Origin of the sequence: Sedimentitalea sp. XS_ASV28 (assembly GCF_041224545.1) — a bacterium.
Lineage (GTDB): Bacteria > Pseudomonadota > Alphaproteobacteria > Rhodobacterales > Rhodobacteraceae > Sedimentitalea.
The window spans coordinates 114,039-140,394 of sequence record NZ_JBGFGP010000130.1 but is presented as its reverse complement, the minus strand read 5'-3'; the positions used below and the strand labels follow the sequence as shown (position 1 = coordinate 140,394).

Below are 26,356 nucleotides of genomic sequence, written 5' to 3'. Positions count from 1 at the left end.
CGTCGGCATGCCCGCCTCTTGCTCCTTGATCATCCCGATAATCTGCGCCTCGGTAAAACGGCTCTTTCGCATTCGTCTGCTCCTTCAAGGTTGGGCAGACTCTACATCATGATGAGGGATTTCGCGGGGGGCAGGTCAGTCCCCGCCATCATCGATGGCACATTCATGAAAGCGGTAAAGGCCATGCCGGCCTGACAACACATCCTGCGCCCCGCCATCATACACGGGGCGCAGCCTCCGCCGTCTCGGCGGGCGCAATGTGGACCGATCAGGGAAATTAGGTTCAATGAACCCGCGCGCTCTTCGCGAAAAAGAGATAAATCATTGAATTTATGGTGGGTGATGAGAGACTCGAACTCCCGACATCTTCGGTGTAAACGAAGCGCTCTACCAACTGAGCTAATCACCCGTGAAGATGCGTTTACGAAAAGCGCAGAGGGCGTGCAAGCCCTTATGACAACAATCGACTCTCGCCATCTCGAATGTGGTAAACTACCCCCTGCCCGCCGCCGAGCGTGTCGAATGCCTCGGCCGGCAGGCCCTGCGCAACGCATCGGATCACCCGAGACGTGATGCCATGTGTCACGATCACCGCCGGCCCATCCAGATCGCGCAGAAACGCCCGCGCCCTGCGTTCGAGCGCAATCAGGCCCTCTCCACCCGGCGCATGATCGTACCAGTCGAGATCGCCTGTTTCGAACAGATACGGAGCCCGCTGTGCGATTTCGCTGCGCAGCAATCCCGTCCATTCGCCAACACCGATTTCGCGCAGTCGCGTGTCGGGCACGATGTCTGAACTCAACCCTTCCGCCGCGATCCGTGCCGTCGACATCGCCCGTCCCTGCGGGCTGGCGAACCACGACCAACCGGACACCCCGAACGCTTGCAGAATCTCGTTCTGGCGCCGCGCCTGGTCCCGCCCCACTTCGGTCAAAGCCGAATCCAGACCACCCTGCATCCGCCCCTCGCGGTTCCACTCAGTCTCGCCATGACGCAAAATCAGGAATTCGGGAAAGGACATTTAGGCCGCCGGAAATCAAAGGGGGCGCCGCCAATGGCCGCGCCCCGAAATCTGGTGGGTGATAAGAGATTTGAACTCCTGACATCTTCGATGTGAACGAAGCGCTCTACCACTGAGCTAATCACCCGTGAGGCGGGGTATTAACCGTCTTGCGGCGTCTCTGCAAGGCCTGTTGTCTTTTCACTTTTCGTATTCGCGATCCGGCGCAGCTTGCATATCGTGATGCTGCCGTTTTGCTTTTCGATCCTGCGGTTAACGCGCAGCTTGCCAAATGGCTGCAGGTTCAATTCGCGGCCATCGGCAATCGCTTCTCCCAATATCGCCAGCATGGCCTCGACGACGGGTTTGGCGTCTTTCTTCTTGATACCCGAACGGGCGACCGCAAGGTCGATCAACTCTTTCTTCTTCATCTCTTCGGCTGACGCGCTGCCGGTCTCGGTCGGATTGGAAACTGTCATTTATGTTTACCTTTCATGTGTTCCGCCGTTCCGAAAAGTTAGCGGATCGGGCAGATGATTCCCAGCAACGCAAGAGGGCGGCTCTTAGCCGAACCGCCCTCTGCTTCACTTGTTCGATCTCAGTGCGTTCTGGCCGTCGAACCGTCATCCGGCGGCGTCAGCGCTGCCCGTGCCGCGGCGGCTTCTTCTTCCGCCGCTTCATCCCATTCGACCGCCTCCGGCTCGCGTACCAACGCATGCTTGAGCACTTCGGAGACATGCTTGACCGGAATGATCTCAAGCCCGTCTTTCACGTTGTCCGGGATATCGGCCAGGTCCTTTTCATTCTCTTCCGGAATGAGGACCGTCTTGATACCGCCGCGCAACGCCGCCAGCAACTTCTCCTTCAGCCCGCCAATCGGCATCGCATTGCCACGCAACGACACCTCGCCGGTCATGGCGATATCCTTGCGCACCGGTATCTGGGTCAGAACCGACACGATCGAAGTGACCATCGCAAGACCTGCACTTGGCCCGTCCTTGGGCGTCGCGCCGTCCGGCACGTGCACGTGAATGTCCAGCCGGTCGAACCGCGGCGGTTTCACCCCGATCTGCGGACTGATCGAGCGCACATAGGAACTGGCCGCGTCGATGCTTTCCTTCATCACGTCACCCAGCTTGCCGGTCGTCTTCATGCGCCCCTTGCCCGGCAGGCGCAGCGCTTCGATCGGCAGCAACTCGCCCCCGACGCTGGTATAGGCCAGCCCGGTCACGACGCCGATCTGGTCTTCCTGCTCGGCCAGCCCGTAGCGGTACTTCTTCACACCCAGGAAATCGCCCAGGTTCTCCGGCGTGACCGTCACGTTGTCGGCCTCGCCCTTGATGATCCGGGTCAGGCTCTTGCGGGCCACCTTGGCGATCTCGCGTTCAAGGTTCCGCACGCCCGCTTCGCGGGTGTAGGTGCGGATGATCTCGGTTAGCGCCGCGTCGGTCAGATCAAACTCCCTGGCCTTCAGACCGTGGTTCTTGACCTGCTTGGCGATCAGGTGCTGTTTGGCGATCTCGCGCTTCTCGTCCTCGGTATAGCCAGCCAGCGGAATGATCTCCATCCGGTCCAAAAGCGGACCCGGCATGTTGTAGGAATTCGACGTGGTCAGGAACATCACGTTGCTCAGATCATACTCGACCTCGAGATAGTGATCCATGAACGTGTTGTTCTGTTCCGGGTCCAGAACCTCGAGCATCGCGCTCGCCGGATCGCCCCGGAAATCCTGGCCCATCTTGTCGATCTCATCCAGCAGGATCAGCGGATTGGTCGTCTTGGCCTTTTTCAGAGCCTGGATGATCTTGCCCGGCATCGAGCCGATATAGGTCCGGCGATGGCCGCGAATCTCGCTTTCATCGCGCACCCCGCCCAGGCTGATCCGGATGAACTCGCGCCCGGTCGCCCTGGCCACGGACTTGCCCAGCGATGTCTTGCCCACGCCCGGCGGGCCGACAAGACACATGATCGGGCCTTTCATCTTCTTGCTGCGCTGCTGCACGGCGAGATACTCGACGATCCGTTCCTTGACCTTTTCCAGCCCATAGTGATCGTTGTCCAGAATCTCCTGCGCCTTGCCCAGATCCTTCTTGACGCGCGATTTCACGCCCCACGGGATCGACAGCATCCAGTCGAGGTAATTCCGCACGACGGTCGCCTCGGCGCTCATCGGGCTCATGTTTTTCAGCTTCTTGAGCTCGGCCTCGGCCTTTTCGCGCGCTTCCTTGCTCAGCTTGGTCTCGGCGATCCTGGCTTCCAGTTCGGCAATCTCGCCCTCGCCTTCCTCGCCATCGCCCAGCTCCTTCTGAATGGCTTTCATCTGCTCATTCAGATAGTATTCCCGCTGGGTCTTCTCCATCTGGCTCTTGACGCGGGTCTTGATCTTCTTTTCGACCTGCAAGACGCTCAGCTCGCCCTGCATCAGGCCATAGACCTTCTCCAGACGCTCGCTGATCGACAGCGTTTCGAGCAGTTCCTGCTTCTGCGCGACCTCGATCCCGAGATGTCCAGCAACGAGGTCCGCCAGCTTGGCCGGTTCTGTGGACTCACCAACCGCGGCCAGTGCCTCTTCGGGGATGTTCTTGCGCACTTTCGCGTAGCGTTCGAACTCGTTCCCGACCGAACGCACCAGCGCTTCGGTCGTGGTCACGTCCCCGGGCATCTCGGTCAGGTACTCGGCACGCGCCTCGAAAAAACTGTCATTGTCGAGATATTCGGTGATCCGAACACGGGCCTGGCCCTCGACCAGCACCTTCACCGTGCCATCGGGCAGTTTCAGTAATTGCAACACGTTGGCCAACACGCCGGCGGCGTATATGCCATTGGTATCGGGATCGTCTTCGCTCGGTTCGATCTGGCTCGACAACAGGATCTGCTTGTCATCGGCCATCACTTCTTCCAGCGCGCGCACCGATTTTTCCCGGCCCACGAACAACGGAACGATCATGTGCGGAAACACCACGATGTCACGCAGGGGCAGGACGGGATAGGAGGAATTCAGGGGCTCTTGCATGCTCAGTCCTTATCATTGGCAAGATGGCACTCGTCCCGCTTTGCGGCAACGTTCGGCCATCTCCGGTCTCAGGTATCTAAGGTGGGGCCTTCGCCGGCCAATTCAACCTCGGTGCCTCTTCGGGTGGTCACAATGGCGCGTGCGACCGGGCAGGACAAGGGCACATTTGCATTCATTGCAACAAAACACGTGCAAGCCGACATGCAACAGGAGGTACATGACGGGACGGCGGGCGGGGCGCCTTGGCCGTCAGGCCAACAGCGTCGCACGACCGTCAGACCGGTTCGATATCCCCCTGCTCCCGCTGCGCGTGAAAGCCGGCCTGCCAGCTGTCGAAGGTCCCCGCGGCGATGGCCGCACGCATGCCCGCCATGATCTCCTGAAAATAATGCAGGTTGTGCCACGTCAGCAACATCGAAGAGATGATCTCCTGGCTGCGGAACACGTGATGCAGATAGGCGCGCGAATAGGCGCGGCAGGCCGGGCAGCCGCAGGCCTCGTCCAGAGGTCTCGGGTCGTCCTGGTGTCGGGCGTTCTTGATGTTCAGCACGCCGCGGCGGGTAAACACCTGCCCCGTGCGCCCCGACCGGCTCGGCAGCACACAATCCATCATGTCCACGCCCCGCGCCACGGCCCCCACGATGTCATCGGGTTTGCCCACCCCCATCAGGTAACGCGGCTTGTCGTCCGGCAGCATGCCCGGCGCGAACTCCAGACAGCCGAACATCGCCGCCTGCCCCTCGCCCACGGCCAGCCCGCCGATGGCATAACCGTCAAACCCGATGCCGCGCAGCGCCTCGGCCGATTCCGCGCGCAAATCCTCTTCCAGCCCGCCCTGCTGAATGCCGAACAGTGCATGACCGGGCCGGTCGCCGAATGCCGCACGCGATCGCGCCGCCCATCGCATCGACAATTGCATGCTCTCGGCGATCCGCGCCTTGTCGGCGGGCAAGGCCGGACATTCATCGAAACACATCACGATATCCGAGCCCAGCAGACGCTGGATCTCCATGCTGCGCTCCGGTGTCAGCGCATGTTTCGAACCATCGATATGGGACTTGAAGGTTACCCCCTCTTCGGTCAGCTTGCGCAACCCGGCAAGGCTCATCACCTGAAATCCGCCGGAATCCGTCAGGATCGGCTTGTCCCAGTTCATGAACCTGTGCAACCCGCCCAAACGGTCGATGCGTTCCGCGCCGGGGCGCAGCATCAGGTGATATGTATTGCCCAGCAATATGTCGGCCCCGGTGGCCGCCACGCTCTCGGGCATCATCGCCTTGACCGTGGCCGCCGTGCCCACCGGCATGAAGGCGGGCGTGCGGATCTCTCCGCGCGGTGTTGAAATCACCCCGGTGCGGGTCTTGCCATCGGTCGCGTTCAGCGCAAAGGAAAATCTGTCTGTCATGTCTTTCCGTTACCGGTCCGACATGCAAAAGCAAAGCCCAAGCGGACATCGCCCGGGTATTGTGACGCCATGTCCGGGCACAAGGCCGACGCGACAGCGCCTTGAATTGCCCGGACGATCCGGTGAAAAGGAACCGCAGGCACAATATGAGGACGCGCCATGACCGAAGATCAGATTTATGCCCTTCTGGGTGACAGCGGCATCTACATCCTTGGCGCGATTCTCGTTGTCATCATCATCTTCAAGGGGGTGCGCATCGTGCCCCAGTCGGAAAAGCACGTGGTCGAACGCTTTGGCCGCCTGCATTCGGTGCTGGGACCCGGCATCAACTTCATCGTGCCGTTTCTCGACGTGGTGAAACACAAGATCTCGATTCTCGAGCGCCAGCTTCCCAACGCCACGCAGGACGCGATCACCAAGGACAACGTGCTGGTTCAGATCGACACGTCGGTGTTCTACCGTATCCTTCAACCGGAAAAGACCGTTTATCGCATCCGCGACGTGGACGGGGCCATCGCCACCACCGTTGCCGGCATCGTGCGCGCGGAAATCGGCAAGATGGATCTCGACGAAGTGCAATCCAACCGGGCCCAGTTGATTTCGCGCATCCAGGAAAGCGTGGAAAGCGCGGTTGACGATTGGGGAATCGAGGTTACGCGTGCCGAAATTCTCGACGTCAATCTCGATCAGGCCACCCGCGACGCCATGCTGCAACAGCTCAACGCCGAGCGCGCCCGCCGGGCGCAGGTCACAGAAGCCGAGGGTCAGAAGCGCGCTGTCGAACTCAACGCCGATGCCGAGCTTTACGCCGCCGAACAGACCGCCAAGGCCCGCCGCATCCAGGCCGATGCCGAAGCCTATGCCACGTCCGTCGTCGCCACGGCCATCAAGGAAAACGGGCTTGAGGCCGCGCAGTACCAGGTCGCCCTGAAACAGGTGGAAGCGCTCAACAAACTTGGGGCTGGCGATGGCAAGCAGACGATCCTTGTTCCCGCCAATGCGCTCGAAGCCTTCGGTGACGCATTCAAGATGCTGAAAGGCAAATCCTGATGGCCCTCTGGTCGCTCTGGTGGGCGTGGGTCTGCCTTGCCCTGCTCCTCGGCATCGCGGAAATCCTGCTGCCCGGTTTCATTTTCCTCGGCTTCGCGATTGGCGCGCTTGCGGTCGCGGTCCTGCTGGGCCTTGGTCTGGCGATCTCACTGCCCGCGCTGCTCTTGCTCTTTGCGGCGTTGTCGCTGGTGACGTGGCTGCTCCTGCGCCGTTATTTCGCGCTGCCAAAGGGACAGGTAAAGACCTTCAAGGATGACATCAATGACTGATGCACCCGCGCCGATGGAGGCCGCGCAAATCCGCAAACTCGAGGGTCGCTCGCTGCAGGTCGCGATGTGGGGAAACCTGTTCATGGCCTTCGCCGGGATCGCCGCCGCCGTCTTGTCCAACTCGATCGCGATCATGACCGATGGCTTGTTTTCGCTGATCGGCTTTACCGCAGCATTTCTCGGGCGGCGGATCAGCCAGAATGTCGAGGCCGGCCCCGACCGCCTGCGCCCCATGGGATATGCTGCGGACGAAGCGTTGTTCACCACCTTCCGGGCGCTGTCGCTGCTCGGCCTCGTGATCTTTGCCGTGGCTACGGCCAGCATGAACATCTACAAATATCTCAGCGGCGGCACACCGCCCGAACTCGTCTACGCACCCCTGGTGATGTATTTCGCGGTGATCGGCACGACCTGTTTCCTGCTCTGGGCGTTGCATCACCACACGTGGTCGCGCACCGGCAAGAACAGCGACATCCTGCGCCTTGAGGCCAAGGCCTCCATGTTCGACGGCGTTATCACGGCCGCCGCCGCTGCCGGTCTCGGGGCGGTGTATGTTTTCCGTGACGGGCTTCTTGCCCCGATTGCCCCCATCGGCGACTCGATCGTCGTCCTGATGCTCTGCCTCGTCGTCGTCGGTCAGTACCGAAACGATCTGATGACAGGTATGGGCGAACTTGTCGGAGTTACCGCCAGCCCTGCAACCCTCGCCACCGCGCGCCGCGCGATCCGCCCTGCGATTTCCGAATATGGCGGTACGCTCAGGGATCTGTCGGTTGTCAAGCAAGGCCGCAGTCATCTCGTCACCGTCTACTACGATCCCGGCGAGCCGGTCTCCGCAGCTCATATCGACGAGATCAACCTGCGCATGATCGCTGATGTCCGCACCGACCTGCCCGGTGCCGATGTTTTGTTGATCATCAGCGAACACCCCCGCCGATGGCCCGACGACATCAGCCCGTTCTAGCCCGCCTTCCTCAGAAGCCGGTGTCGAAGGGTCGGATGCAATACAACCAGCACTTGAGGGCATTGGCCGGAAAAATTCGCCTCAAAGTTGCCGAGTTTCGAGAATCATGCTACGCTAACCCTTTATTGCCTTAGGTATTTTTGGAGTTTCAGCATGAAGTACGCGTTTTTTAGCGTCATCCTGTCTATTGCGGTGTTGCCAGTCGACACCCTGACGCGCCCGATGGATCCGGCAGCCGGGCCATGCAATCCGACCGTCGAACGCTGCCCCTGATTCCGGCAAAGCCAGACAGATGAACAGCCTGATATACGCCGGGGTCATCCTTTTCGGCGCGGTGACGCTCGTGATCGAAGCGCGGCGAAATTATTCGGTCTCCGCCAAACATCATCCTTTTGCCTTTTACGGCATTCTCGAACATCTCGAAGCGCGACACCTGTGCTCTCCGCGCGAATGGAATTTCGGGTTCTACGTCTATTCGCTCCTGTACCTGATCAGCTACGCGATCCTGCTGACCTCGACCGAGTTGATCGAGCTGATCTACAGTTCCAAGGCCGCCGCCAATCTCGTTGGCGCCACCGGCACGGCGCTTGGCCCTGAAAGCGATCCGTTCAACCTGTCCGGCACCGACTATGGCAAACCGCTGTTCATCTCGGCGTTCATCATCGCGTTCTACTCGGTCGGTGCCACACGCAATATCGAGTTGCACATCCGAACCCTCGCCCATCGCCTCGCCGGGGTGCCGCGCGGGGTTTACCAGGTGCTTGACCGTTTGCAGGATCCTGACTTCCTGTCGGAAACGACGCCGCCGACCGGCCCGCTGATGGCCAGCTTTCGCGACAAGCTGAAGCAACTCTCAGACGATGACATCGCCCCCATGTCGATGGATGACCTTATGGCGGTGACCAAACTGCCGCTGGAACCCGGCCGCCCCGCCAACAAGGCACAGGGAGGTCAAAGTCTGATCGCTTCGTTCCTGATCCAGAAACAGTCCGGATTGGAGTCGAATGTCGAAGACAACCGCCCGAGAGGCAAGGAGCAGTACCTCTTTGACATCTGCAAGGCGTTGCGTGTCATCGATCTGCTGCGTCCCGCGATCACCGGGGGGCAACGCGCCACACATTTTCCGTTGCTGGGAATGAAGGAACTGGGAGACATCTCGGCCAGCCTGGAGGACGCGATCGGCAAATCGGGCAGCCGCCGGGAGCCACGGGACGAAAGCCCGAAAACCCTGCATGACGAAATCAACGAGTTTGAAGAATATGACGAAGCCAGCCTGGAACGACTGCGCGAAAAGGCCATCGAAGTCGCCAACAGCGCCCGCGCTGTGTTTGCGGTCTATTTCATCTGCAACAGCCGCACGGTCCTGAATGTCGACCGGCAGAGCGCCTTGCAAAAGGTGCGCGCCTTTGCCGATCGCGGCTACAAGGTCGAACAGAATTCCTTTGCCGGATCCCTATTCTTCGCCGCCGTCATCGCCACGTTCGCGGGTTTTTTCATTCACCAGTCATTCAAGCTGCAAGAAGTTCAGGTCTATCCCGACCTGATGGCCGAACAGATCTACGACAATCTCGGACGGGTCGAGAACAGCTACATCGCCTGCCGCGACCTGCATTACAAGCCCGTCAAAACGGAACCGCCTACACTGCCTGACGGTATCACACAGCAGAAATGCGAACGCGCTTTCGACAAAGGACTCGACAAGTATCGCAAGGACAACAAGTCACAAATGATGGCCTGGACATTCTTTGACAACCTGGCCCTCCTTCTCATGGTCGCCGCCGTCGTTCAGATGTCGATCTTCGAGAAAGACGTCCAAATGGATCAGAACGCCTGGCGACGATGGACCATGAACCGCGTGCCCTATGTGCGTCTTTTGACTGGTGCCATCCTGCCGGCGCTGGCGGGGGTCTTTGCGCTGTCCATCGGATTTATCCTGCGCTTGATCTGGAACGCGGATTTCGACGTCAGCACCTCGCAGATCGAATTCCTCTTTGTCGAGAACTGGAAATATTTCGTCGCCTATCTCGTGCCCTGCTTCGTGCTCTCGATCTCAACCTTTGTCCTGATCGACAAGCATGACGACTGGACATTCCCGGCGACGCTGTCGGTCGCATTTCTCGCGTCGGTGGTGTATGTCTTTTCCGTCTGGCTGGTGCCGATGGCAACGCTGCGCTTTCTGCCTCCGATCGAAGTCGAAAGCTTCTGGGTGGTCTGGTGGAACAGCGGCTCGTTCACGCAGGCAATCAACAGCGATGCTTTCTGGCTGACATCCTACGTCGCCCGCGATCTGCTCATCCTGACCCAGCTTCCGGTGCTGTTCCTGATGCTTTTCGCGATTTTCGTCGAGTTTTCCGAAACGCCCGCGACGCGTTTGAACAAAGGGCAGAATGGCGAACCGGACAGGAATAACGATAAGGAGGCTCGGGAATGACCCGAATGCTGGCCATGTGCATTGCTGGCTTCCTGCTGGTCAGCCCGCTCTTCGCGCAAGAGCAATATCGCGCCACCGACAGCGCGTCGACCTGCCCACAGCCGGACAGTACGAACCTGTCCGATATCACGTCGCTCCGCATCGGCGTGCGCCGCCACGCCCGTCCGTTTTCATACTATTCCGAGAACCTGCGCGAGGTCTGGAGCGCCGCGCCGCAAGCACCGCTCGCCCTGCGCAACTACACCGGCTACATGAGCAAGATTTGCGACGCCGTGCTTGCCGACATGCAGGTCACCCGCCCCGCCGACTCGAACAGCTTCAGTTATTCTGACGTCAAGGTGGTGGATGTCGATTGCCTCATCCAGGAGGATGAACGCAAAGGCACGCCCAAGCCCAGCCGGCTGGAGTATCTTGGCGACAGGATCGACATTCTCTGCGATCCTGCCACGATCACCAATGCGCGCCGCCACGGCTTTATCCTGTCTCCGCCCCTGTTCCTCTCAGGCATGGGTCTCATCAATCGCGGTGCCGAAAGAATCGGCAACAGGGACTGCCCTGACAAGCCCCTGATCGGCTATGTCCGCAACACCACCGCTGCGCTCGCGGGTATCCCCAAGATATTGCAGGCCAACGAACTCAAGAGTTTCTCCGACCTGTTGCGCGCCTATGTGCGCGACCAGACCAACTCCTGCAGCACCGCGCTGAGCACCAGCGTCGTGGTGCAAGGCTATGAAACCCATGAAAAGGCCGCCCAGGCCTTCTGCAGGGGCGATTTCTATTATTACATCGGCGATCGCGAGATCATCACCTACAACGCCCGCAACATCCCCGGCTGCGGTGCCGAGATCGAAGGCGCGGGTCAGACCTATTCCAACGACCGCTACGCCATCTACGGCAAGATCAGCCACCGCAAGGGCACCGAGATCCGCGACCTGCGCATCGCCCGCTTTTTCGAAATCCTCTCGCAAAAAGTCGTCGTCAGCCCGTCGCTGCTCGACACCGCCTATGAAAGCACGTTTTACGAAAAGCCCAGCCGCAAGCTCGAGTCCTTCTACTGGAACATCCGCGGCCCCCGCCAACCCTGATGCGCGCATGGATTGCGCGCGAGACCACTTGCAATTGACTGTAATGAAGGAGTTGGAATGACGCGGCCCGCGCTACACCTGAAGAGTGCAGCCCAAAGCAATAGCACGGCACCGGTGGTGCGCCTCTGGACCTTGGCCGCATCATTTCCTATATAATCGGTCAGGATCAAACCAGAGGCCCGCATGACCCAAGCCCCGGAACCGCTCGAAGGCACGCCGCTGATTGCGCCGTCCACCACGGATCACCCGCTGTTCGAGCAGGTGGTTGACGCTTGTCGCAGCGTTTATGACCCGGAGATCCCGGTCAATATCTACGAGCTTGGGTTGATCTATACCATTGATATATCTTCGGAAAACGAGGTCCGGATCATCATGTCACTGACCGCGCCGGGTTGCCCGGTCGCGGGTGAAATGCCCGGTTGGGTGGCCGATGCGGTCGATCCGATCCCCGGTGTCAAACAGGTTGATGTCGAGCTCACATGGGAACCGCCCTGGGGTATGGACATGATGAGCGACGAAGCCCGCCTGGAACTTGGATTCATGTAAGGAACGGCCCACAAGCCGTTTTGAGGACACAGAAAAATGTTCGGCATACCCGGAAAACAGGCCGTTACCCTGACCCCCGCCGCCGCCAGCCAGATTACCAAGCTGATGGCCCGGAACGATCATAAGGGACTGCGCATCGGCGTGAAGAAAGGCGGCTGCGCAGGCATGGAATATACCATGGAATACGTGCAGGCGACCGACCCCAATGACGAGGTGGTCGAACAGGACGGCGCGCGCGTCATGATCGCGCCGATGGCGCAGATGTTCCTGTTTGGCACCGAGATCGACTATGAGACCGGACTTCTGGAATCCGGCTTCAAATTCAATAATCCGAACGTGTCCGAGGCCTGTGGCTGCGGAGAATCGATCAAGTTCAACACCCCCGGTGACGCGTCCTGACCCACGTTATGCGTTGGATTTCAGGTGCAGATAGGTTTCGTTGAACCGCCGCGACAGGTGATCACCCGCCAGCACCACATCCCGTGAGCCCGGAGGCGCGACATTTGTGTCGTAGGACGGGTTGAGGAACAGCGGCACCGAGATGCGTTCATTGGTGCCGCCGACGACCCGGTGCAACGTCGCCTTGACGCGGCCACCGGTCCACATTTCGAGCATCTCGCCGAAGTTGATGACAAAGACACCCGGCTGCGCATTGATGGCCTGCCAACCGCCATCCGGCATCTGAACCGTGAGCCCGGGCGATCCGTCCATCGCGAGCAGGGTCAGACAGCCGTAATCCGTATGCGCGGCGATGCCAAAATCCTTTTCTCCGGCCCCGTGCGGCCGCTGCGGATAATAATTGCCCCGCAACAGCGCCATCGGCGCGTCGAACGCGCCGGCAAAGCCAAACGGGTCGTCCCCGGCCACATCGGCGATTGCCGCGAGAATCTGTCTCCCGACATCCAACGCCTCTGAATAGTAGGTTTGAACCTCGCGCCGGAAATCCGCAGGTTCCTCGGGCCAGAGGTTCGGCGCGTAGACCCCCAGACGTCGTGCAGCCAGCGGATGATCGGCAGGCAGTTCATAGCCACAATCGAACACTTCCTTGAAATCGGGGTTTGCATCCGGATTCACCTGTTCCGATCCCGGTGCGCCCCACCCCCTGTTCGATCCGGTCCGTGCCATGTCCACCGCGCGCTTGGCCGCATCGGGCAGTTTGAAGAACGCGCGGTACAGGTCCAGCACGCGGCACACCCGCGCCGGGGTCAGGGTGGTGCCGGTAACCGTCAGGAATCCGATGTCCCGCACCGCGCTGGCCAGTCGGGCCATCTCGTCCGTATCCCGCGCGTTCAGGGCGTTCAGGTCCAGTTCGGGTATCATGATGTCCTCCCCTTGCCGGCGGTTCCGCAATCGGCGGCACGATGCTAGCACGGCTCTGCGCGGCAAAACAGGAATGTCATGCCCTCGCCTGCAAACGAAAATGCCGCCCCGAAAACCGGAGCGGCACCTCACGAGTCATCGCACCGACCTATTTGACGATGATTTCCGGCCCCATGAATGTATTGGGCAGGAAGGTACTGATCGGCGGAACGTAGGTCACGATGATCAGGAAGACGAACAGAACCGCAAGGAACGGCAGCGCGGCACGCACCACCCGCATCATTGGCATGCCCGCCACACCCGAGGTCACGAACAGGTTGAGCCCCACCGGAGGCGTGATCATTCCGATCTCCATGTTCACCACCATGATAATGCCAAGGTGAATCGGATCGATGCCCAGTTCGATGGCAATCGGGAACACCAGGGGCGCGACGATGACGATCAGCCCCGAGGGTTCCATGAACTGCCCGCCGATCAGCAGGATCACGTTGACGATCATCAGGAACACGACCGGTCCGAAACCCGCCGCCAGCATCGACCCGGCGATCTGTTGCGGGATCTGCTCGTCGGTGAGAACGTGTTTGAGGATCAGGGCATTGGCGATGATGAACATCAACGTCACGGTCAACTTGCCCGCTTCGAACAGCGTGTCGCGCACGTCGCGGTGAAAAAACGCCGTGAGCAGCGCAATGGGCCTGTCCAGAAGCGTCAGGTTGCGTTCGCCCTCGGGCCGCGCCAGCGGTCCCATGTCACGGTAGACAAAGCAGGAGATCACGAAAGCGTACACGGCAGCGACGGCGGCGGCCTCGGTCGGCGTAAAGATACCGCCGTAAATTCCCCCGAGGATGATAACGATCAGAAACAGCCCCCAACCGGCATCGCGGCCCGATGCAAAGACTTCTCCCCAGCCAAGCCAGTCGCCCTTGGGAAGGTTCTTGACCTTGGCGATCAGGTAGATGGTGACCATCAGCATCGTGCCCGCCAGCAGACCCGGTATCACCCCGGCCAGGAACATGCGGCCAACCGAAACATCCGTGGCGCTGGCATAGACCACCATCACGATGGACGGCGGGATCAGGATACCAAGCGTGCCCGCATTGGCGATGACACCGGCGGCAAAATCCTTGGAATAGCCAACCTGCCGCATACCGGCGATCACGATCGAACCGATGGCAACCACTGTTGCCGGCGACGAGCCGGAGAGCGCCGCAAAGAGCATACAGGCAAACACACCCGCGATCGCCAGACCTCCGGGCAGATGCCCGACGATTGCGATGGCAAAACGGATGATCCGCTTGGCCACACCTCCGGTGGACATGAAGGAGGAGGCCAGGATGAAGAACGGGATCGCCAGCAGCGTATAATGCCCCGCCATCGCCTGAAAAAGCGTCTGCGCAATTGACGCCAGCGAGGTATCGCTGAGCACCAGAAGGAAGATGATCGACGACATGCCCAGGCTGACCGCAATCGGGACTCCGACCAGCATGAGGCCAATGACCATCAGGAAGAGAATTGCAACTTCCATCGATCAATCCTCCCGGTTCATGTGCTGCACATCCGCGATGGCGTCCTCGGCTTCGTGGCTGACGATGAGCCCCGTCGCCTCGCCCCGAGCTATCCGGATGGTCGCCTGCACGAAACGGAACAGCAGCAGCGCCGCGCCAATGGGCAGGATCGCGTAGGGAATGAAACGCGGCAGTTTCTCATACGCCTCGCCCTCGTTCATGATCGGCTCGATCCAGCGCAACCATTCCGGAATCGGAATATCGACCACCTCGTACCAGGCCTGGTCGCGCGAATTGGCAAAACCAGTCGGAAACCAGCGTCCGGTGGTCGCGTCGAGCCCGGCAAAAGGCGCCCAGTAATCCCAGGCGCCCTTCATGATCAGCGCCGCGTAAAGGATGCAGACGAGACCGGCGAACAACGCCAGCACACGGCGCACCGGTTCGGAGAACAGGGCGATGACCGCATCCACCCCAAGATGCGCGGTCACCTTGACCGCGTAGCTGACTCCGAAGAGGACCAGCCATGCAAACAGGAACGATGTCGCTTCAAGCCCCCAGATCAGGCCGGTGTTGAACCCATATCGAAGCACGACATTGACGAATGTGACGAGCGTCATCAGCCCGAGCAGGATCGCGATCGCGGTCTCTTCGAACTCATTTACCATGCGCCCCAGGATCGAGTGCGACTCATAGTGGGTCGACATGATGCTCTCCCCCCGTTTCATGTTGAAAATCAAAAAAGGCCCGGCCCAATCCATGGGCCGGGCCGCAAGCGCAGATCGCGCTCAGTTCATGGCATTGAATTTCTGTGCCTCGGCGATGTTATCGGCACCGACATCGCCTTCGAACTCGGCCCAGACCGGCTTCATCGCTTCAACCCAGGCGGTGCGCTGTTCCGGGGTCAGTTCGATGATGGTGCCGCCGGCATCCAGGATCGCCTGACGCGCCGCAGCATCGACCTCACCCACGGCGGCGTTGCGGGTCTCTGTCACTTCCTGCACGATGGTTGCAAGCTGGTCGCGCACATCGTCGGGCAGGCTGTCCCACCAGTCGGTCGATGTCACCACCATATAGTCAAGCACGCCGTGGTTGGTCTCGGTCGTGCCGTCCTGCACTTCAAAGAACTTCTGGCCATAAATGTTGGACCAGGTGTTTTCCTGCCCATCGACGACGCCGGTCTGCAACGCCCCATAGACTTCCGAGAATGCCATCGGCTGCGGGCTGGCTCCCATGGCAGCCATCTGCGCCTTGAGCACATCCGAGTTCTGTACCCGGAACTTCAACCCGTTCGCATCGGCCGGCGTTACCAGCGGTTTGTTGGCCGACATCTGCTTCATGCCATTATGCCAGAACCCGAGCCCCAAAAGGCCACGGCGGGTCATCGACTCCTTCATCTTCTGACCGGTTTCCGAGTTCTGGAAGGCATCCACCGCCGCCATGTCATTGAACATGAACGGCAAATCGAAGATGCGGAAAACCTTGGTGAATTGTTCGAACTTGGACAATGACGGCGCGGCCATCTGGACGTCGCCCTGCAACATCGCTTCGAGCACCTGATCGTCATTATAAAGCGTCGAGTTCGGGAAGACCTCCATGCAGGCCTTGCCGTTCATCTCTTCGTTTACCCGCTCCTGAAGCAGCGACGCCGCGATGCCCTTGGGGTGCTTGTCAGTGTTGGTGACATGGCTGAACTTGATGACGATTTCGCCATCGTCGCAGGCTGCGAACCCTGCGGTTGCCGTCAGCGAGAGAGCCATTGCCGTTGCGGCAGCGGTGAACAGTTTCATCGGTATTTCCTCCCGAAGTTCCATTATCTGATACGGGTCTGCGCCCGTGGCTGGCACCGGATTCGGCGCGCTTATCGCAGTCAAACGGAAGCCGACACGCCACTCAACCGTTTGTGATCCGCAACCGGAAATTCATGATAACATCTTTATAACAGATGTTTATCTTCCATTCTTCATTTCATGCATCAGATAGGCATCAACAGGTGTGCGGTATCCCGCACAGCCGATTGGTGATCTGTGCGGAAAACCGCACAGTTTCACCTGCGGAAATCGTCAGGGCGAATCCCATATTTCGCCAGCTTGTCATAGAACGTCTTGCGCGGCAGCTTGAGTGCGCGCGCCGCATCCGACGCATGCCCATTCTGCCGCCCGAGCGCCGCGATCAGCAAGGATCGCTCGACCCGCGCCATCTGTTCCGCCAGCCCCAGATCGGCCGCCTGGGTGACCTCTTCCGGCATTCCCAGCACGAGGCGCATGGCCGCGCTCATCAGCGATCGGGCATTGCCCGGCCAGTCCTGTGCCATCAGCGTCGCCAGGTGTTCGGGCGACACATCGGGCACACCAAGCCCCGCCTGCTCGCTCGCCTGCTCGACATATCGGCGAAACAGAACCGGAATGTCTTCGGGACGTTCGGCAAGCGACGGTATCCGCACGGATGCAGCCTGCAACCGATAATAAAGATCCCCGTTCAGCATGGTTTCGTCGAGCTCGACCGTGCTCCCGGCCATCACCCGGGCCTGCCCGGTTTCTTCGAGCGCCTCGATCAGCGCAATCTGGCTGTCGGCAGGCAGGTTGCGGATTTCATCCAGAAACAGGCTGCCGCCCTCTGCGGCGGCCAGCGCCTGCGCCAGACCGACCCGATCCAACCCGGCCGCAGCCCGCTTTTCGAAGGGCCCCCGCGCCTGATCCGAACTCAGATGGATCACCTCTGCGATCTTGGACACACCGCTGCCCGGCGGACCGCTGACAAAAACCGCCGCGGCCGTCTTTGCCAACCGCCGGACCCGCTCGCGCATTTCTGCGACCAGGGCCGAATTTCCAAAGATCATCCGCGCCGCGGGATCGCCCGATCTGGCACGTTGCCGCTCGGCCCGCATGTCGAGCGTTTCCTGCCGCGCCGCCAGCGCCCGTTCCAGGACCGCAACAAGCGCCGCCGGCGCACAGGGCTTTTCCAGAAAATCGAACGCGCCCTTTTCCATCGCCGAGACCGCCATCGGAATGTCGCCCTCGCCGGTCAACAGCACGACGGGCAAATCTTCGTCCACACCGCGCGCATAGGACAGCAGGTGGAACCCGTCGCGCCCCGGCATCCGGATATCCGACAGGATGACGCCGGTAAAATCATGTCTGATGTGATCCTTGGCCGCGACGAAGGACCCCGCAGTCGTCACGTCGAAATCAGCCAGATCAAGCGTTTGCGCCAGCGCGTCGCGCACCGCCGCGTCATCATCCACCAGCAAGACCCGCCGCCCGTTCCTCATGCTGCCTGCTCCGCCTGCCAGGGTTCAAGTTGCACCGTAAACACCGCTCCGCCGTCAGGACCGTTTTCGCCACGGATGTCACCGCCAAAGCTCTGCACGATTCCATACGAAATCGACAGGCCCAGCCCCATGCCTTCGGACGCCCCGACCTCCTTGGTGGAATAGAACGGCTCAAACACCTTGTCCGGTACGTCGATGCCCGGCCCGTTGTCGCGTATGATAACCCGCAGCGGACCGGTTTCGGCCACCTCGATCTCGATGGTTTTGCCGTCGCGCCCCTCCATCGCATCCGCCGCGTTGGTCAGCAGGTTGACAAAAACCTGCCCCAGCCGCACATCCCCGCCGCGCACCCAGATCGGTCGATCCGGTCGTACAAAGCGGATCGTGACCGCATCCTGGCGCATGCGCGCGCCGGTCAACTCGATTGCACTATCCAGTATGGCGACGATATCCACCTGTCTTACGTCCTCGCTTTCCTGCCGGGCAAAGGCGCGCAGATTGCGGATGATCCGTCCCATGCGATGCGCCAGATCGGCAATCCGGGCGAGATTCTCGCCGGCCTTGTCGGCGCGCCCGCGCGCGAGATACTCGGTGCCGTTCTCGGCAAAGGAGCGGATCGCCATGAGAGGCTGGTTCAACTCGTGACTGATCCCCGCACTCATCTGGCCCAATGCACTCAGCTTGCCGGCCTGAACGAGGTCTGCCTGCGCACGTGTGAGGGCGGCCTCGGCCTCCTTGCGCTCGCTGATCTCCTGCCGCAGCAGCGCGTTCGCCTCTGACAGGGCTCTGGTACGTCTGGCCACTCGGGTTTCCAGAACCGCGTTCGCCTGCGCCAGGGTTCTGCGCCGTTCGGTGGCAAGGAACAGCATCGCGCCGAATGCCAGACAGATGGCCGCCACCGCCGAGCTCTGCAACCATGCCAATCGCCGCGCAGGGGCGGCATTCACAAGGATCTCGCCGGTCAGCCCCACGATCGGCAGGTGCCGTTGCAGGTGCAGCGCCCGCTCCGGGACATATGGCCCCCAGCGAATATTCCAGATCTCGTGCACACCGGTCTGCGCCGCCCTGAATTCCGGGGCCGGACCATCCGGCGGCACCAGCCCGATGCCGCCCGGCGGTCTGGTCCAGAACAGCAATTCGAACCGGTTGGTGATGAAAACCTCGCCATTGACATCGGTAAAGAACACCGCCGGAGCATTCCCCGGCCAGGCCAGTTCGATACTGGCCACATCGGCAACCACCACGACCGCTCCGCGCACATGTCCGGTCGCGTCAAAAGTTGGCGCGGCATAGTAATAGGCCCGCCGGTTCAGCGGCGCGCGCACCCCGTGATCAGAGCCAAGCGCCCCCTGCAATGCACGACGAAAATAGGCGGTGCCGGACACATCTTCCGGTGTCAGACCGTTGGCGCTGACCAGGACGCGGCCCGACAGATCGGCATAGGCCACATCCAGCGCCGCCGTCTTGTCGGCAACCTCCAGCAGCTGCGCCTGCGCCGCGACCCGCCGCGCCGGATCATCCAGCGCATCGAACATCGGATGATCGGTCAGCAGCACGGCAAGTTCCTGATAGACCTGCAACTCGGTACTCAGGCGGTCACTCGCCAGAGCGAGATCCCCCTCGGCCCGCCGCGCGAGTTGCTCAAGCGCCTGAAGATACCCATAGCGCCAGACCGTCCCGGCCAGCGCCGCGACAACAGCGAGGAAAATCAGCACCACCCAGGATCGTCGGTGTCGCAAGCCAGTCATGCAAGGATCCTATCAGGTCCGTCCGCGATGTGACCAGTGCCCGCTAAAGCGGCAGCATCGTGGTCGACTTGATTTCTTCCATCGACAGCAGAGCGGTGACATTGTGCACGCGCACCTCGGAAATAAGCGCCTGATAGAACTCGTCATAGGCGCGCGCATTCTTGACCCTCACCTTGAGGATATAGTCGATATCCCCCGCAAGCCGGTGCGCCTCCTGCACTTCAGGCCGGTCTCGCAACGCCTTTAGGAACATCGCCTGCCACCCGGCCTCGTGTTCCGACGTCCGGATCAGCACAAAGAAACACGCTTCGAATCCAAGCGCCTCCGCGTCCAGAACCACAGTCTGCCGTCCGATCACACCGGCCTCGCGCAGCTTGCGAATGCGATTCCAGACCGGGGTCTTGGAACTGCCGACCGCGCGGGCGATTTCATCAAGCGATTGCGCCGCATCGCGCTGTAACTCCGCCAGAATTTTCCGATCTGTCTCATCGATCCGTACAGACATTCCAATTTCACCCCTCATTCAGGCCGCTTGTTCCGATTGCCGCCCGTATTGGAACATTATTCCTTATTTGGCAATGTATCTGGCGCAAATGTGGGAAAATTTCCTATATAGAGAGCGGAAATACAGCAGTCTTGAGGAAATGAGCGGATGCCCCGTGAATTCACGCCCAAAGTTGTCACCGCATCGGACCTTCTGGAAGGCGATGTGGTCTATCAAACCGCCGATGATCGCTGGAGCCGCGATCTGGCGGATGCCGAGATCATCACCGACGAAGCCCACGCACAGGTACGCCTGCTCGATGCAGAGCGCCAGGCCAACCGCATCGTCGGGGCCTATCTTGCCGACATGAAACCCGCTGGCGACGGGCCTCAGCCCATTCATTTCCGCGAAGAGTTCCGCCGCACCGGGCCGTCAAATTATCCGCATGGCAAACAGGAAGCGCAGGCCGGATTGCGCGGCTGACACCCAGCCCAGCCAGTCGCGTCACCTCTCCAGACAGGACAGATCAGATGTACAGCTATACCGAATTCGACACCGCATTCCTGGCCGAGCGCAACGCCCAGTTCCGCGCCCAGGTCGAGCGCCGGATCGATGGATCGCTCACCGAAGATGAATTCAAGCCACTGCGCCTGATGAACGGCGTTTACCTTCAGTTGCACGCCTACATGCTGCGGGTCGCGATCCCCTATGGCACGCTGAACAGCGCACAGATGCGCAAGCTGGCCTATCTGGCCGAGCGTTGGGACAAGGGCTATGGCCATTTCACCACCCGCCAGAACATCCAGTACAACTGGCCGAAACTGCGCGACATTCCGGATATGCTCGACGCTCTGGCCGAAGTCGGGCTGCACGCCATCCAGACCAGCGGCAACACGATCCGCAACGTGACCGCCGACCATTTCTCGGGCGCTGCGGCGGACGAGATCGCGGATCCGCGCCCGGTGGCCGAGCTGATCCGCCAGTGGTCGACCGATCACCCGGAATTCCAGTTCCTCGGGCGCAAGTTCAAGATCGCCATCACCGGCAGCGAAAACGACCGCGCGGTGATAAAGGCGCATGACATCGGCCTGCAGATTGTCCGGCAGGATGGCGAGATCGGCTATAAGGTCATCGTGGGCGGTGGTCTTGGCCGTACCCCGATGATCGGCAAGGTCATTCGCGCATTCCTTCCGCAGGCCGATCTTTTGCCCTACCTGGAAGCGGTGCTCAGCGTCTACAACCTGCTGGGCCGCCGCGACAACAAGTACAAGGCCCGCATCAAGATCACCGTGCACGAACACGGCATCGACGAGATCCGCGCGCGCGTCGAACGCGTTTTCGACCGGCTACGGCCGGCCTGGTCCGGTGTCGATCAGGAACTGCTGCCGCAGATTCAGGCGCAATTCACGCTGCCGCCCCTGCGCACCGGCTCCACCGCAGCCTATGACGCGACCTATCGGGCCGATCCGGTGTTCCGCAGCTGGGCAGACACCAACCTGACAGCGCATCGCGATCCGGATCATGCGATCGTCTCGATCAGCCTCAAGGCCCATGGTGCCACGCCCGGCGATGCCAGCGCCGAACAGATACGCGTGATGGCCGACCTGGCCGAGCAGTATGCCCATGACGAGCTGCGCATCAGCCACGAACAGAACGTGGTGCTGCCCCATGTGCACAAATCCGACCTGCCCGCGATCCACGCGGCCCTCAAGGCGAACGGCCTCGCAACCGCGAATATCGGACTGATCAGCGACATCATCGCCTGCCCCGGCATGGATTACTGCGCGCTTGCAACGGCGCGCTCGATCCCGATCGCGCAACAGATCGCCACGCGGTTTGAAGAGTTGAAGATCGAGAACGATATCGGACCCCTCAAGATCAAGATTTCCGGCTGCATCAATGCCTGCGGCCACCACCACGTGGGGCATATCGGCATTCTGGGCCTGGATCGCGCAGGGGTCGAAAACTACCAGATCACCCTTGGCGGGGATGCCACCGAAAATGCGGCGCTTGGCGAGCGGGTTGGTCCGGGCTTTTCTGCCGATGACGTGATTCCCGCGATCGAGCGGCTGGTCTATGCCTATCTCGACCTGCGCACCGAAGCGTCCGAAACTTTCCTTCAGACCTATCGTCGCGTCGGGATGGCTCCGTTCAAGGCCGCGCTCTATCCGCAGGCCGCCGTCGCTGCCGAGTGATGCGTCATGCTTGATCTCGCAGAGAAAACCCCTGTCGACGGTCCCGACGCCGCGGCGCTTGCGGCCCGGGTCGCCGACCTGAACGCGCGCTATCGGCATCACAGCGCCACCGCCGTGATGCAGGGTGCCTTGCAGAACGCAGGCAAGATCGCTCTGGTCTCCAGCTTTGGCGCGGAATCCGTCGTGCTGCTTCACATGGCGGCGGTGACGGACCGGGCGACGCCGGTGCTGTTCATCGACACCGAGATGCTGTTTACCGAGACCCTCGTCTACCAGTCCGAAGTTTCGGAACGTCTTGGCCTGAGCAATGTTCAGATCATTCGCGCCGACGACATCACCGCGCGCGATCCGGACGGCAGCCTGCATCGGCGCGACACGGATGCGTGCTGCGCGCTGCGCAAGACCGAACCGCTGAACAGGGCCCTGGCTTCGTATGACGGGTGGATCACCGGGCGCAAACGGTTTCAGTCAGGCACCCGCGCCGCACTCGAGTTTTTTGAGGTCGAGGACGGAACCGGGCGGATCAAGGTCAATCCGCTGGCCCATTGGGCGCCGGAAGACGTGCGCGCCTATATGGAGGAAAACAGGCTGCCCCGGCATCCGCTGGTGGCAAAAGGCTATCCCTCGATCGGATGCGCCCCCTGCACCTCGCCCGTGGCCAAGGGGGAAGACCCGCGCGCCGGGCGCTGGCGCAATCAGGAAAAAGACGAATGCGGCATCCATTTTGTGAATGGCAAGATGGTCCGGACAGGAGCAAAATCATGAGTGTGATCGTGACCGATACCGGCTTTGAGCTGGATGACTGGAACAGTGGTTATTGCGATGCCGGCCAGGCCGCCAATGACGCGGTGGCACTGGATGTTCCCTCTGATACGGACCCGGCGTCTGTGCCGCTCCATTCCGGCCTTCGCATGATCCGCGTGGATTTTCCGAGCTCGGCCGACGGGCGTGGCTTTACCATTGCACGGCAATTGCGGCTGCGCGGATATCAGGGTCGGTTGCGGGCGCGCGGACACGTTCTGGCCGATCAATACGCGATGGCCCGCCGTTCGGGGTTTGACGAGGTCGAAATCGACGATGCCCTCGCCGCGCGACAGCCCGAGGATCAATGGCTTGCGCGTTCAAATTGGCAGCAGCACGATTATCAGTCCCGCCTGCGCGGCTAAGACCCCTTTCCCTGACATAGATCAAAGATTAATCAGAGGTGTCGGCTCAGCAGACCGGCAGTATAAACGATGACAGAGATGACCCCCGTGACCAACGCCGCGACCGACGCCACCCCCGTCAAGACGCCGACCCTGCCCGATGCCCAGACGGTCACCGCCGTCAAACACTGGACCGACCGGCTGTTTTCGTTCCGTGTGAGCCGTCCGCAGAGCCTGCGCTTCCGCTCGGGGGAGTTCGTGATGATCGGCCTGCTGGGCGATAACGGCAAGCCGCTGCTGCGGGCCTATTCCATCGCAAGCCCCGCCTGGGACGAGGAACTCGAATTCTATTCGATCAAGGTTCAGGACGGCCCGCTGACCAGCAAGCTGCAACATATCCAGCCCGGCGATCAGATCATCCTGCGCCCGAAACCCGTTGGCACGCTGGTGCATGACGCGCTGCTGCCCGGCAAACGCATATGGTTTTTTGCCACCGGTACCGGCTTCGCGCCCTTCGCCTCGCTGCTGCGTGAACCCGAAACCTACGAGAATTATGACGAGGTCGTCATCACCCATACCTGCCGCGATGTCGCGGAACTGGAATACGGCCGCCAACTGATCGAAGATCTCAAAGCCGACGAGCTGATGCAGGAATTGATCGGTGCGGAAAATCTTGCCAAGATTCGCTACTACCCCACCACCACCCGCGAGGACAGCCCCAGGATGGGCCGCATCACCGACCTGCTTGCGGATGGGACGGTCTTTTCCGATCTTGGCATTTCACCGATCACCCCCGAAACTGATCGTGCAATGGTGTGCGGCTCGCTTGCGTTCAATCAGGACATCAAGCAAATCCTAGAAGATTTCGGACTGGTGGAAGGCGCGAATTCGGACCCGCAGCACTATGTGGTCGAAAAGGCCTTTGTCGGCTGAAATAATCCCATCCAATCATACAAGAACGCCTGCCAAGACATTGGACAGGCGTCCTTTTTTTGTCCGGATGACTCCGTCAGCCATATGGCAGACCGAACCGGAGGCGTCGGCCAGAGCAACGCATTGCCCGGCCAACCCCATGTCAGTTGTCGATCAGAGGCCCATCGCAGAACGGATCTGCTCGAGCGCCGCCTTGAGCAGTTCGGGATTGTTCCGCGCCTGCTCCAGACCGGCCAGCAGCGTCGCCTTGCGCGCCGCACCAAGGCTCGAGTCCTGCAACGCCGTGGCGGCCTTGTCATAATCGAAACCGTCAACTGTAAAGAGCTCGGCCAGGTTGTTGCCGCCCTGCGCAGCAGCATCAGCGGCGCCGTCAACGGCAGCAGCTGCGCCATCGGCCGCGTCAGCGGCGGTATCGGCAACCGCATCCGCAGCGTCGCTGGCCGCTTCCGTTGCGGCAGTTGCGGTATCGGATGCTGCGTCGGCCGCATCGCTTGCGGCGTCGGCGGCACCCCGCTCAACGGCCTCTGCCGTCGCGGCTGCATCTGCTGCAACATTGTCTGCGGCTTCGCTGGCCTCGTTCGCCACGTCGGTCGCGGTCTCGGTGGCCGCATCGACAGCCTCGGACGCAGCCTCCGTCGCGCTATTTGCCGCGTCGGTCACAGCCTCGGTCGCACTGTCTGCTGCATCGGATACGGCCTCTGCGGCGCTGTCGACCGTCTCGGATGCCGCATCCGTCACGGCATCCGCAGCCTCGGTTGCGGCATCGACGGCACCGTCTACAGCATCACCCGTTGCATCGACTGCAGCGTCGGCAGCATCTGCCGTCGCGTCGGCGGCGTCTTCAACCGCCCCGGTAGCCGCGTCGGTTGCATCGCTTGCGGCTTCACTCGTCCCTGTGACCAACTCTTCCGCGACAGTTTCTGTGCTGTTCGCTGCGTCTGTTACCGCCTGGTTCACTTCTTCCTGATTGTTCAGGTAGTAATATCCCGCTCCTGCGACCGCGGCGGCAGCAACAATCCAAATCACTGGTTTCATGACGTTCTCCAAAATTCAAACCCAGACACCCGACCGGCGCCGGTCGCCTGTTAGATCTCCCTCATCGCCCGTACAATCAAGGGGGAAAACCGGCGTCAAAGTCGCAATACATGCATTTCGGCAAAGAATTGCGACTTGAACCGCGACGCTGCCAAAGCTAGGTTTGCGTTTCAGTTATTCCAACGATCAAAGGAACGAATCCATAGCCCGCAGACCTCATAACGCGCCGCCAACCCGAGACACCGGCCCGCGCGTAAACGATAATATCCGAGCCCCGGAAATCCGCCTGATTGGTGCCGAGGGCGAAAACGTAGGTGTCGTGACCCCTGCCCGCGCCCTCGACATGGCGGTTGAGGCCGGTTTGGATCTGGTAGAGATTTCTCCAAACGCCAAACCACCGGTTTGCAAGATCATGGATTTCGGCAAGTTCAAGTACGAAACCCAGAAACGCGAAGCCGAGGCGCGCAAGAAGCAAAAGACCATCGAGATCAAAGAGGTCAAGTTTCGCCCGAATACCGACACCAACGACTACAACGTCAAGATGCGGAACGTGTTCAAGTTTCTCGAGAACGGTGACAAGGTCAAGGTGACCCTGCGCTTTCGCGGTCGCGAAATGGCCCACCAGAATCTTGGCCGCGAACTGCTCGAACGCGTCGCGGAAGACACCAAGGAGTTCGGCCGGGTCGAAAACTTCCCCAAGATGGAAGGCCGGCAGATGGTCATGCTGATCGGTCCGCTGCCGAACAAGTAATTCGGTTTTCCTTGATTCGGCGCAAATCCGGAACATGAACGCCCGGCAATGTCACTGCCGGGCGTTCATCTTTCCGGGTTCATCTTTTCGGGCACACCCCGCGGCGGCCCAATCGGCCCCCGCAGGGTTGAACATCCGCTCAAGGCATCGGCAAAACCCGCGACATCCCGGTCACGCGGTATCACGCGCGCCCGGTTTGCCGCTATGGT

26 protein-coding genes and 2 tRNA genes are annotated in these 26,356 nt (G+C 60.8%); 14 read left to right on the top strand and 14 right to left on the bottom strand.

Annotated features, from left to right (window positions below):
- Positions 1-195: hypothetical protein (locus tag AB9K34_RS11730; protein ID WP_369954612.1), on the top strand; the 195-nt coding region annotated here is incomplete at its 5' end.
- A 138-nt stretch (positions 196-333) separates the two neighbouring features.
- On the opposite strand, the gene AB9K34_RS11725 is transcribed toward AB9K34_RS11730, so the two are convergent.
- The 6 genes from AB9K34_RS11725 to tgt all read right to left on the bottom strand — a co-directional run bounded on the left by AB9K34_RS11725 (position 334) and on the right by tgt (position 5,418).
- Positions 334-409 (bottom strand) — tRNA-Val (locus tag AB9K34_RS11725).
- A gap of 42 nt (positions 410-451) precedes the next feature.
- A complete protein-coding gene (locus tag AB9K34_RS11720) occupies positions 452-1,021 on the bottom strand; it encodes a histidine phosphatase family protein (RefSeq protein WP_369954611.1) in 570 nt (189 codons plus the stop codon).
- Positions 1,022-1,073: 52 nt separating this feature from the next.
- Positions 1,074-1,148: transfer RNA gene (locus tag AB9K34_RS11715), tRNA-Val, on the bottom strand.
- 13 nt (positions 1,149-1,161) lie between these two features.
- A complete protein-coding gene (locus AB9K34_RS11710) occupies positions 1,162-1,479 on the bottom strand; it encodes an HU family DNA-binding protein (RefSeq protein ID WP_369954610.1) in 318 nt (105 codons plus the stop codon).
- Positions 1,480-1,598: 119 nt separating this feature from the next.
- On the bottom strand, positions 1,599-4,013 hold the full coding sequence (lon, locus tag AB9K34_RS11705; protein WP_369954609.1) for an endopeptidase La: 2,415 nt from the start codon (positions 4,011-4,013) through the stop codon (positions 1,599-1,601).
- Between the two features lie 274 nt (positions 4,014-4,287).
- Positions 4,288-5,418, bottom strand: a complete 1,131-nt coding sequence (gene tgt / locus AB9K34_RS11700; RefSeq protein ID WP_369954608.1) for a tRNA guanosine(34) transglycosylase Tgt — start codon at positions 5,416-5,418, stop codon at positions 4,288-4,290.
- A gap of 159 nt (positions 5,419-5,577) precedes the next feature.
- On the opposite strand from tgt, the gene AB9K34_RS11695 reads away from it, so the two are divergent.
- The 7 genes from AB9K34_RS11695 (at position 5,578) to AB9K34_RS11665 (ending at position 12,162) form a co-directional block, all read left to right on the top strand.
- Positions 5,578-6,468 (top strand): SPFH domain-containing protein, encoded by an 891-nt coding sequence (locus tag AB9K34_RS11695; protein WP_369954607.1) that lies wholly within the window; start codon positions 5,578-5,580, stop codon positions 6,466-6,468.
- A complete protein-coding gene (locus tag AB9K34_RS11690; protein WP_369954606.1) occupies positions 6,468-6,737 on the top strand; it encodes an NfeD family protein in 270 nt (89 codons plus the stop codon). The genes AB9K34_RS11695 and AB9K34_RS11690 overlap by 1 nt, the downstream gene beginning before the upstream one ends.
- Positions 6,730-7,701, top strand: a complete 972-nt coding sequence (locus AB9K34_RS11685) for a cation transporter (protein ID WP_369954605.1) — start codon at positions 6,730-6,732, stop codon at positions 7,699-7,701. Before AB9K34_RS11690 ends, AB9K34_RS11685 begins: the two co-directional genes overlap by 8 nt.
- Before the next feature lie 292 nt (positions 7,702-7,993).
- Complete coding sequence (locus tag AB9K34_RS11680; protein WP_369954604.1) at positions 7,994-10,132, top strand: hypothetical protein; 2,139 nt, start codon at positions 7,994-7,996, stop codon at positions 10,130-10,132.
- Positions 10,129-11,217 carry a substrate-binding periplasmic protein gene (locus AB9K34_RS11675; protein WP_369954603.1) on the top strand — a complete coding sequence of 363 codons (1,089 nt, stop codon included), beginning with the start codon at positions 10,129-10,131 and terminating at the stop codon, positions 11,215-11,217. Before AB9K34_RS11680 ends, AB9K34_RS11675 begins: the two co-directional genes overlap by 4 nt.
- A gap of 183 nt (positions 11,218-11,400) precedes the next feature.
- A complete protein-coding gene (locus AB9K34_RS11670) occupies positions 11,401-11,763 on the top strand; it encodes an SUF system Fe-S cluster assembly protein (RefSeq protein ID WP_369954602.1) in 363 nt (120 codons plus the stop codon).
- 36 nt (positions 11,764-11,799) lie between these two features.
- Complete coding sequence (locus AB9K34_RS11665; protein WP_369954601.1) at positions 11,800-12,162, top strand: HesB/IscA family protein; 363 nt, start codon at positions 11,800-11,802, stop codon at positions 12,160-12,162.
- A gap of 6 nt (positions 12,163-12,168) precedes the next feature.
- Here the strand turns inward: AB9K34_RS11665 and AB9K34_RS11660 are convergent, their stop codons facing one another.
- From AB9K34_RS11660 to AB9K34_RS11630, 7 genes are all read right to left on the bottom strand, one after another.
- Positions 12,169-13,083, bottom strand: a complete 915-nt coding sequence (locus tag AB9K34_RS11660) for an isopenicillin N synthase family dioxygenase (protein WP_369954600.1) — start codon at positions 13,081-13,083, stop codon at positions 12,169-12,171.
- 148 nt (positions 13,084-13,231) lie between these two features.
- Positions 13,232-14,608, bottom strand: a complete 1,377-nt coding sequence (locus AB9K34_RS11655) for a TRAP transporter large permease (RefSeq protein ID WP_369954599.1) — start codon at positions 14,606-14,608, stop codon at positions 13,232-13,234.
- 3 nt (positions 14,609-14,611) lie between these two features.
- A complete protein-coding gene (locus tag AB9K34_RS11650; protein ID WP_369954598.1) occupies positions 14,612-15,292 on the bottom strand; it encodes a TRAP transporter small permease in 681 nt (226 codons plus the stop codon).
- A gap of 81 nt (positions 15,293-15,373) precedes the next feature.
- Positions 15,374-16,375 carry a TRAP transporter substrate-binding protein gene (locus tag AB9K34_RS11645; RefSeq protein ID WP_369954597.1) on the bottom strand — a complete coding sequence of 334 codons (1,002 nt, stop codon included), beginning with the start codon at positions 16,373-16,375 and terminating at the stop codon, positions 15,374-15,376.
- Positions 16,376-16,632: 257 nt separating this feature from the next.
- Positions 16,633-17,856, bottom strand: a complete 1,224-nt coding sequence (locus AB9K34_RS11640) for a sigma-54-dependent transcriptional regulator (RefSeq protein ID WP_369954596.1) — start codon at positions 17,854-17,856, stop codon at positions 16,633-16,635.
- Positions 17,853-19,604 carry an ATP-binding protein gene (locus AB9K34_RS11635; RefSeq protein WP_369954595.1) on the bottom strand — a complete coding sequence of 584 codons (1,752 nt, stop codon included), beginning with the start codon at positions 19,602-19,604 and terminating at the stop codon, positions 17,853-17,855. Before AB9K34_RS11635 ends, AB9K34_RS11640 begins: the two co-directional genes overlap by 4 nt.
- A gap of 43 nt (positions 19,605-19,647) precedes the next feature.
- Positions 19,648-20,109, bottom strand: a complete 462-nt coding sequence (locus tag AB9K34_RS11630) for an Lrp/AsnC family transcriptional regulator (protein WP_369954594.1) — start codon at positions 20,107-20,109, stop codon at positions 19,648-19,650.
- A gap of 147 nt (positions 20,110-20,256) precedes the next feature.
- Here AB9K34_RS11630 and AB9K34_RS11625 point away from each other — a divergent pair, with 147 nt between their 5' ends.
- The 5 genes from AB9K34_RS11625 (at position 20,257) to AB9K34_RS11605 (ending at position 24,361) form a co-directional block, all read left to right on the top strand.
- Positions 20,257-20,571 carry a DUF2849 domain-containing protein gene (locus tag AB9K34_RS11625; RefSeq protein ID WP_369954593.1) on the top strand — a complete coding sequence of 105 codons (315 nt, stop codon included), beginning with the start codon at positions 20,257-20,259 and terminating at the stop codon, positions 20,569-20,571.
- 47 nt (positions 20,572-20,618) lie between these two features.
- Complete coding sequence (locus tag AB9K34_RS11620; protein ID WP_369954592.1) at positions 20,619-22,283, top strand: nitrite/sulfite reductase; 1,665 nt, start codon at positions 20,619-20,621, stop codon at positions 22,281-22,283.
- A 6-nt stretch (positions 22,284-22,289) separates the two neighbouring features.
- Positions 22,290-23,048 (top strand): phosphoadenylyl-sulfate reductase, encoded by a 759-nt coding sequence (locus tag AB9K34_RS11615; RefSeq protein ID WP_369954591.1) that lies wholly within the window; start codon positions 22,290-22,292, stop codon positions 23,046-23,048.
- Positions 23,045-23,449, top strand: coding sequence for a DUF934 domain-containing protein (locus AB9K34_RS11610; protein WP_369954590.1), 405 nt, complete (start codon positions 23,045-23,047; stop codon positions 23,447-23,449). The genes AB9K34_RS11615 and AB9K34_RS11610 overlap by 4 nt, the downstream gene beginning before the upstream one ends.
- Positions 23,450-23,518: 69 nt before the next feature.
- Positions 23,519-24,361, top strand: a complete 843-nt coding sequence (locus AB9K34_RS11605) for a ferredoxin--NADP reductase (protein ID WP_369954589.1) — start codon at positions 23,519-23,521, stop codon at positions 24,359-24,361.
- 153 nt (positions 24,362-24,514) lie between these two features.
- Here the strand turns inward: AB9K34_RS11605 and AB9K34_RS11600 are convergent, their stop codons facing one another.
- A complete protein-coding gene (locus AB9K34_RS11600; protein ID WP_369954588.1) occupies positions 24,515-25,396 on the bottom strand; it encodes a translation initiation factor 3 in 882 nt (293 codons plus the stop codon).
- A 202-nt stretch (positions 25,397-25,598) separates the two neighbouring features.
- Between AB9K34_RS11600 and infC the strand changes: the two genes are divergently transcribed.
- Entirely contained in the window at positions 25,599-26,147 is a 549-nt protein-coding gene (infC, locus tag AB9K34_RS11595; RefSeq protein WP_369954614.1) for a translation initiation factor IF-3, read from the top strand.
- Positions 26,148-26,356: the final 209 nt, after the last annotated feature.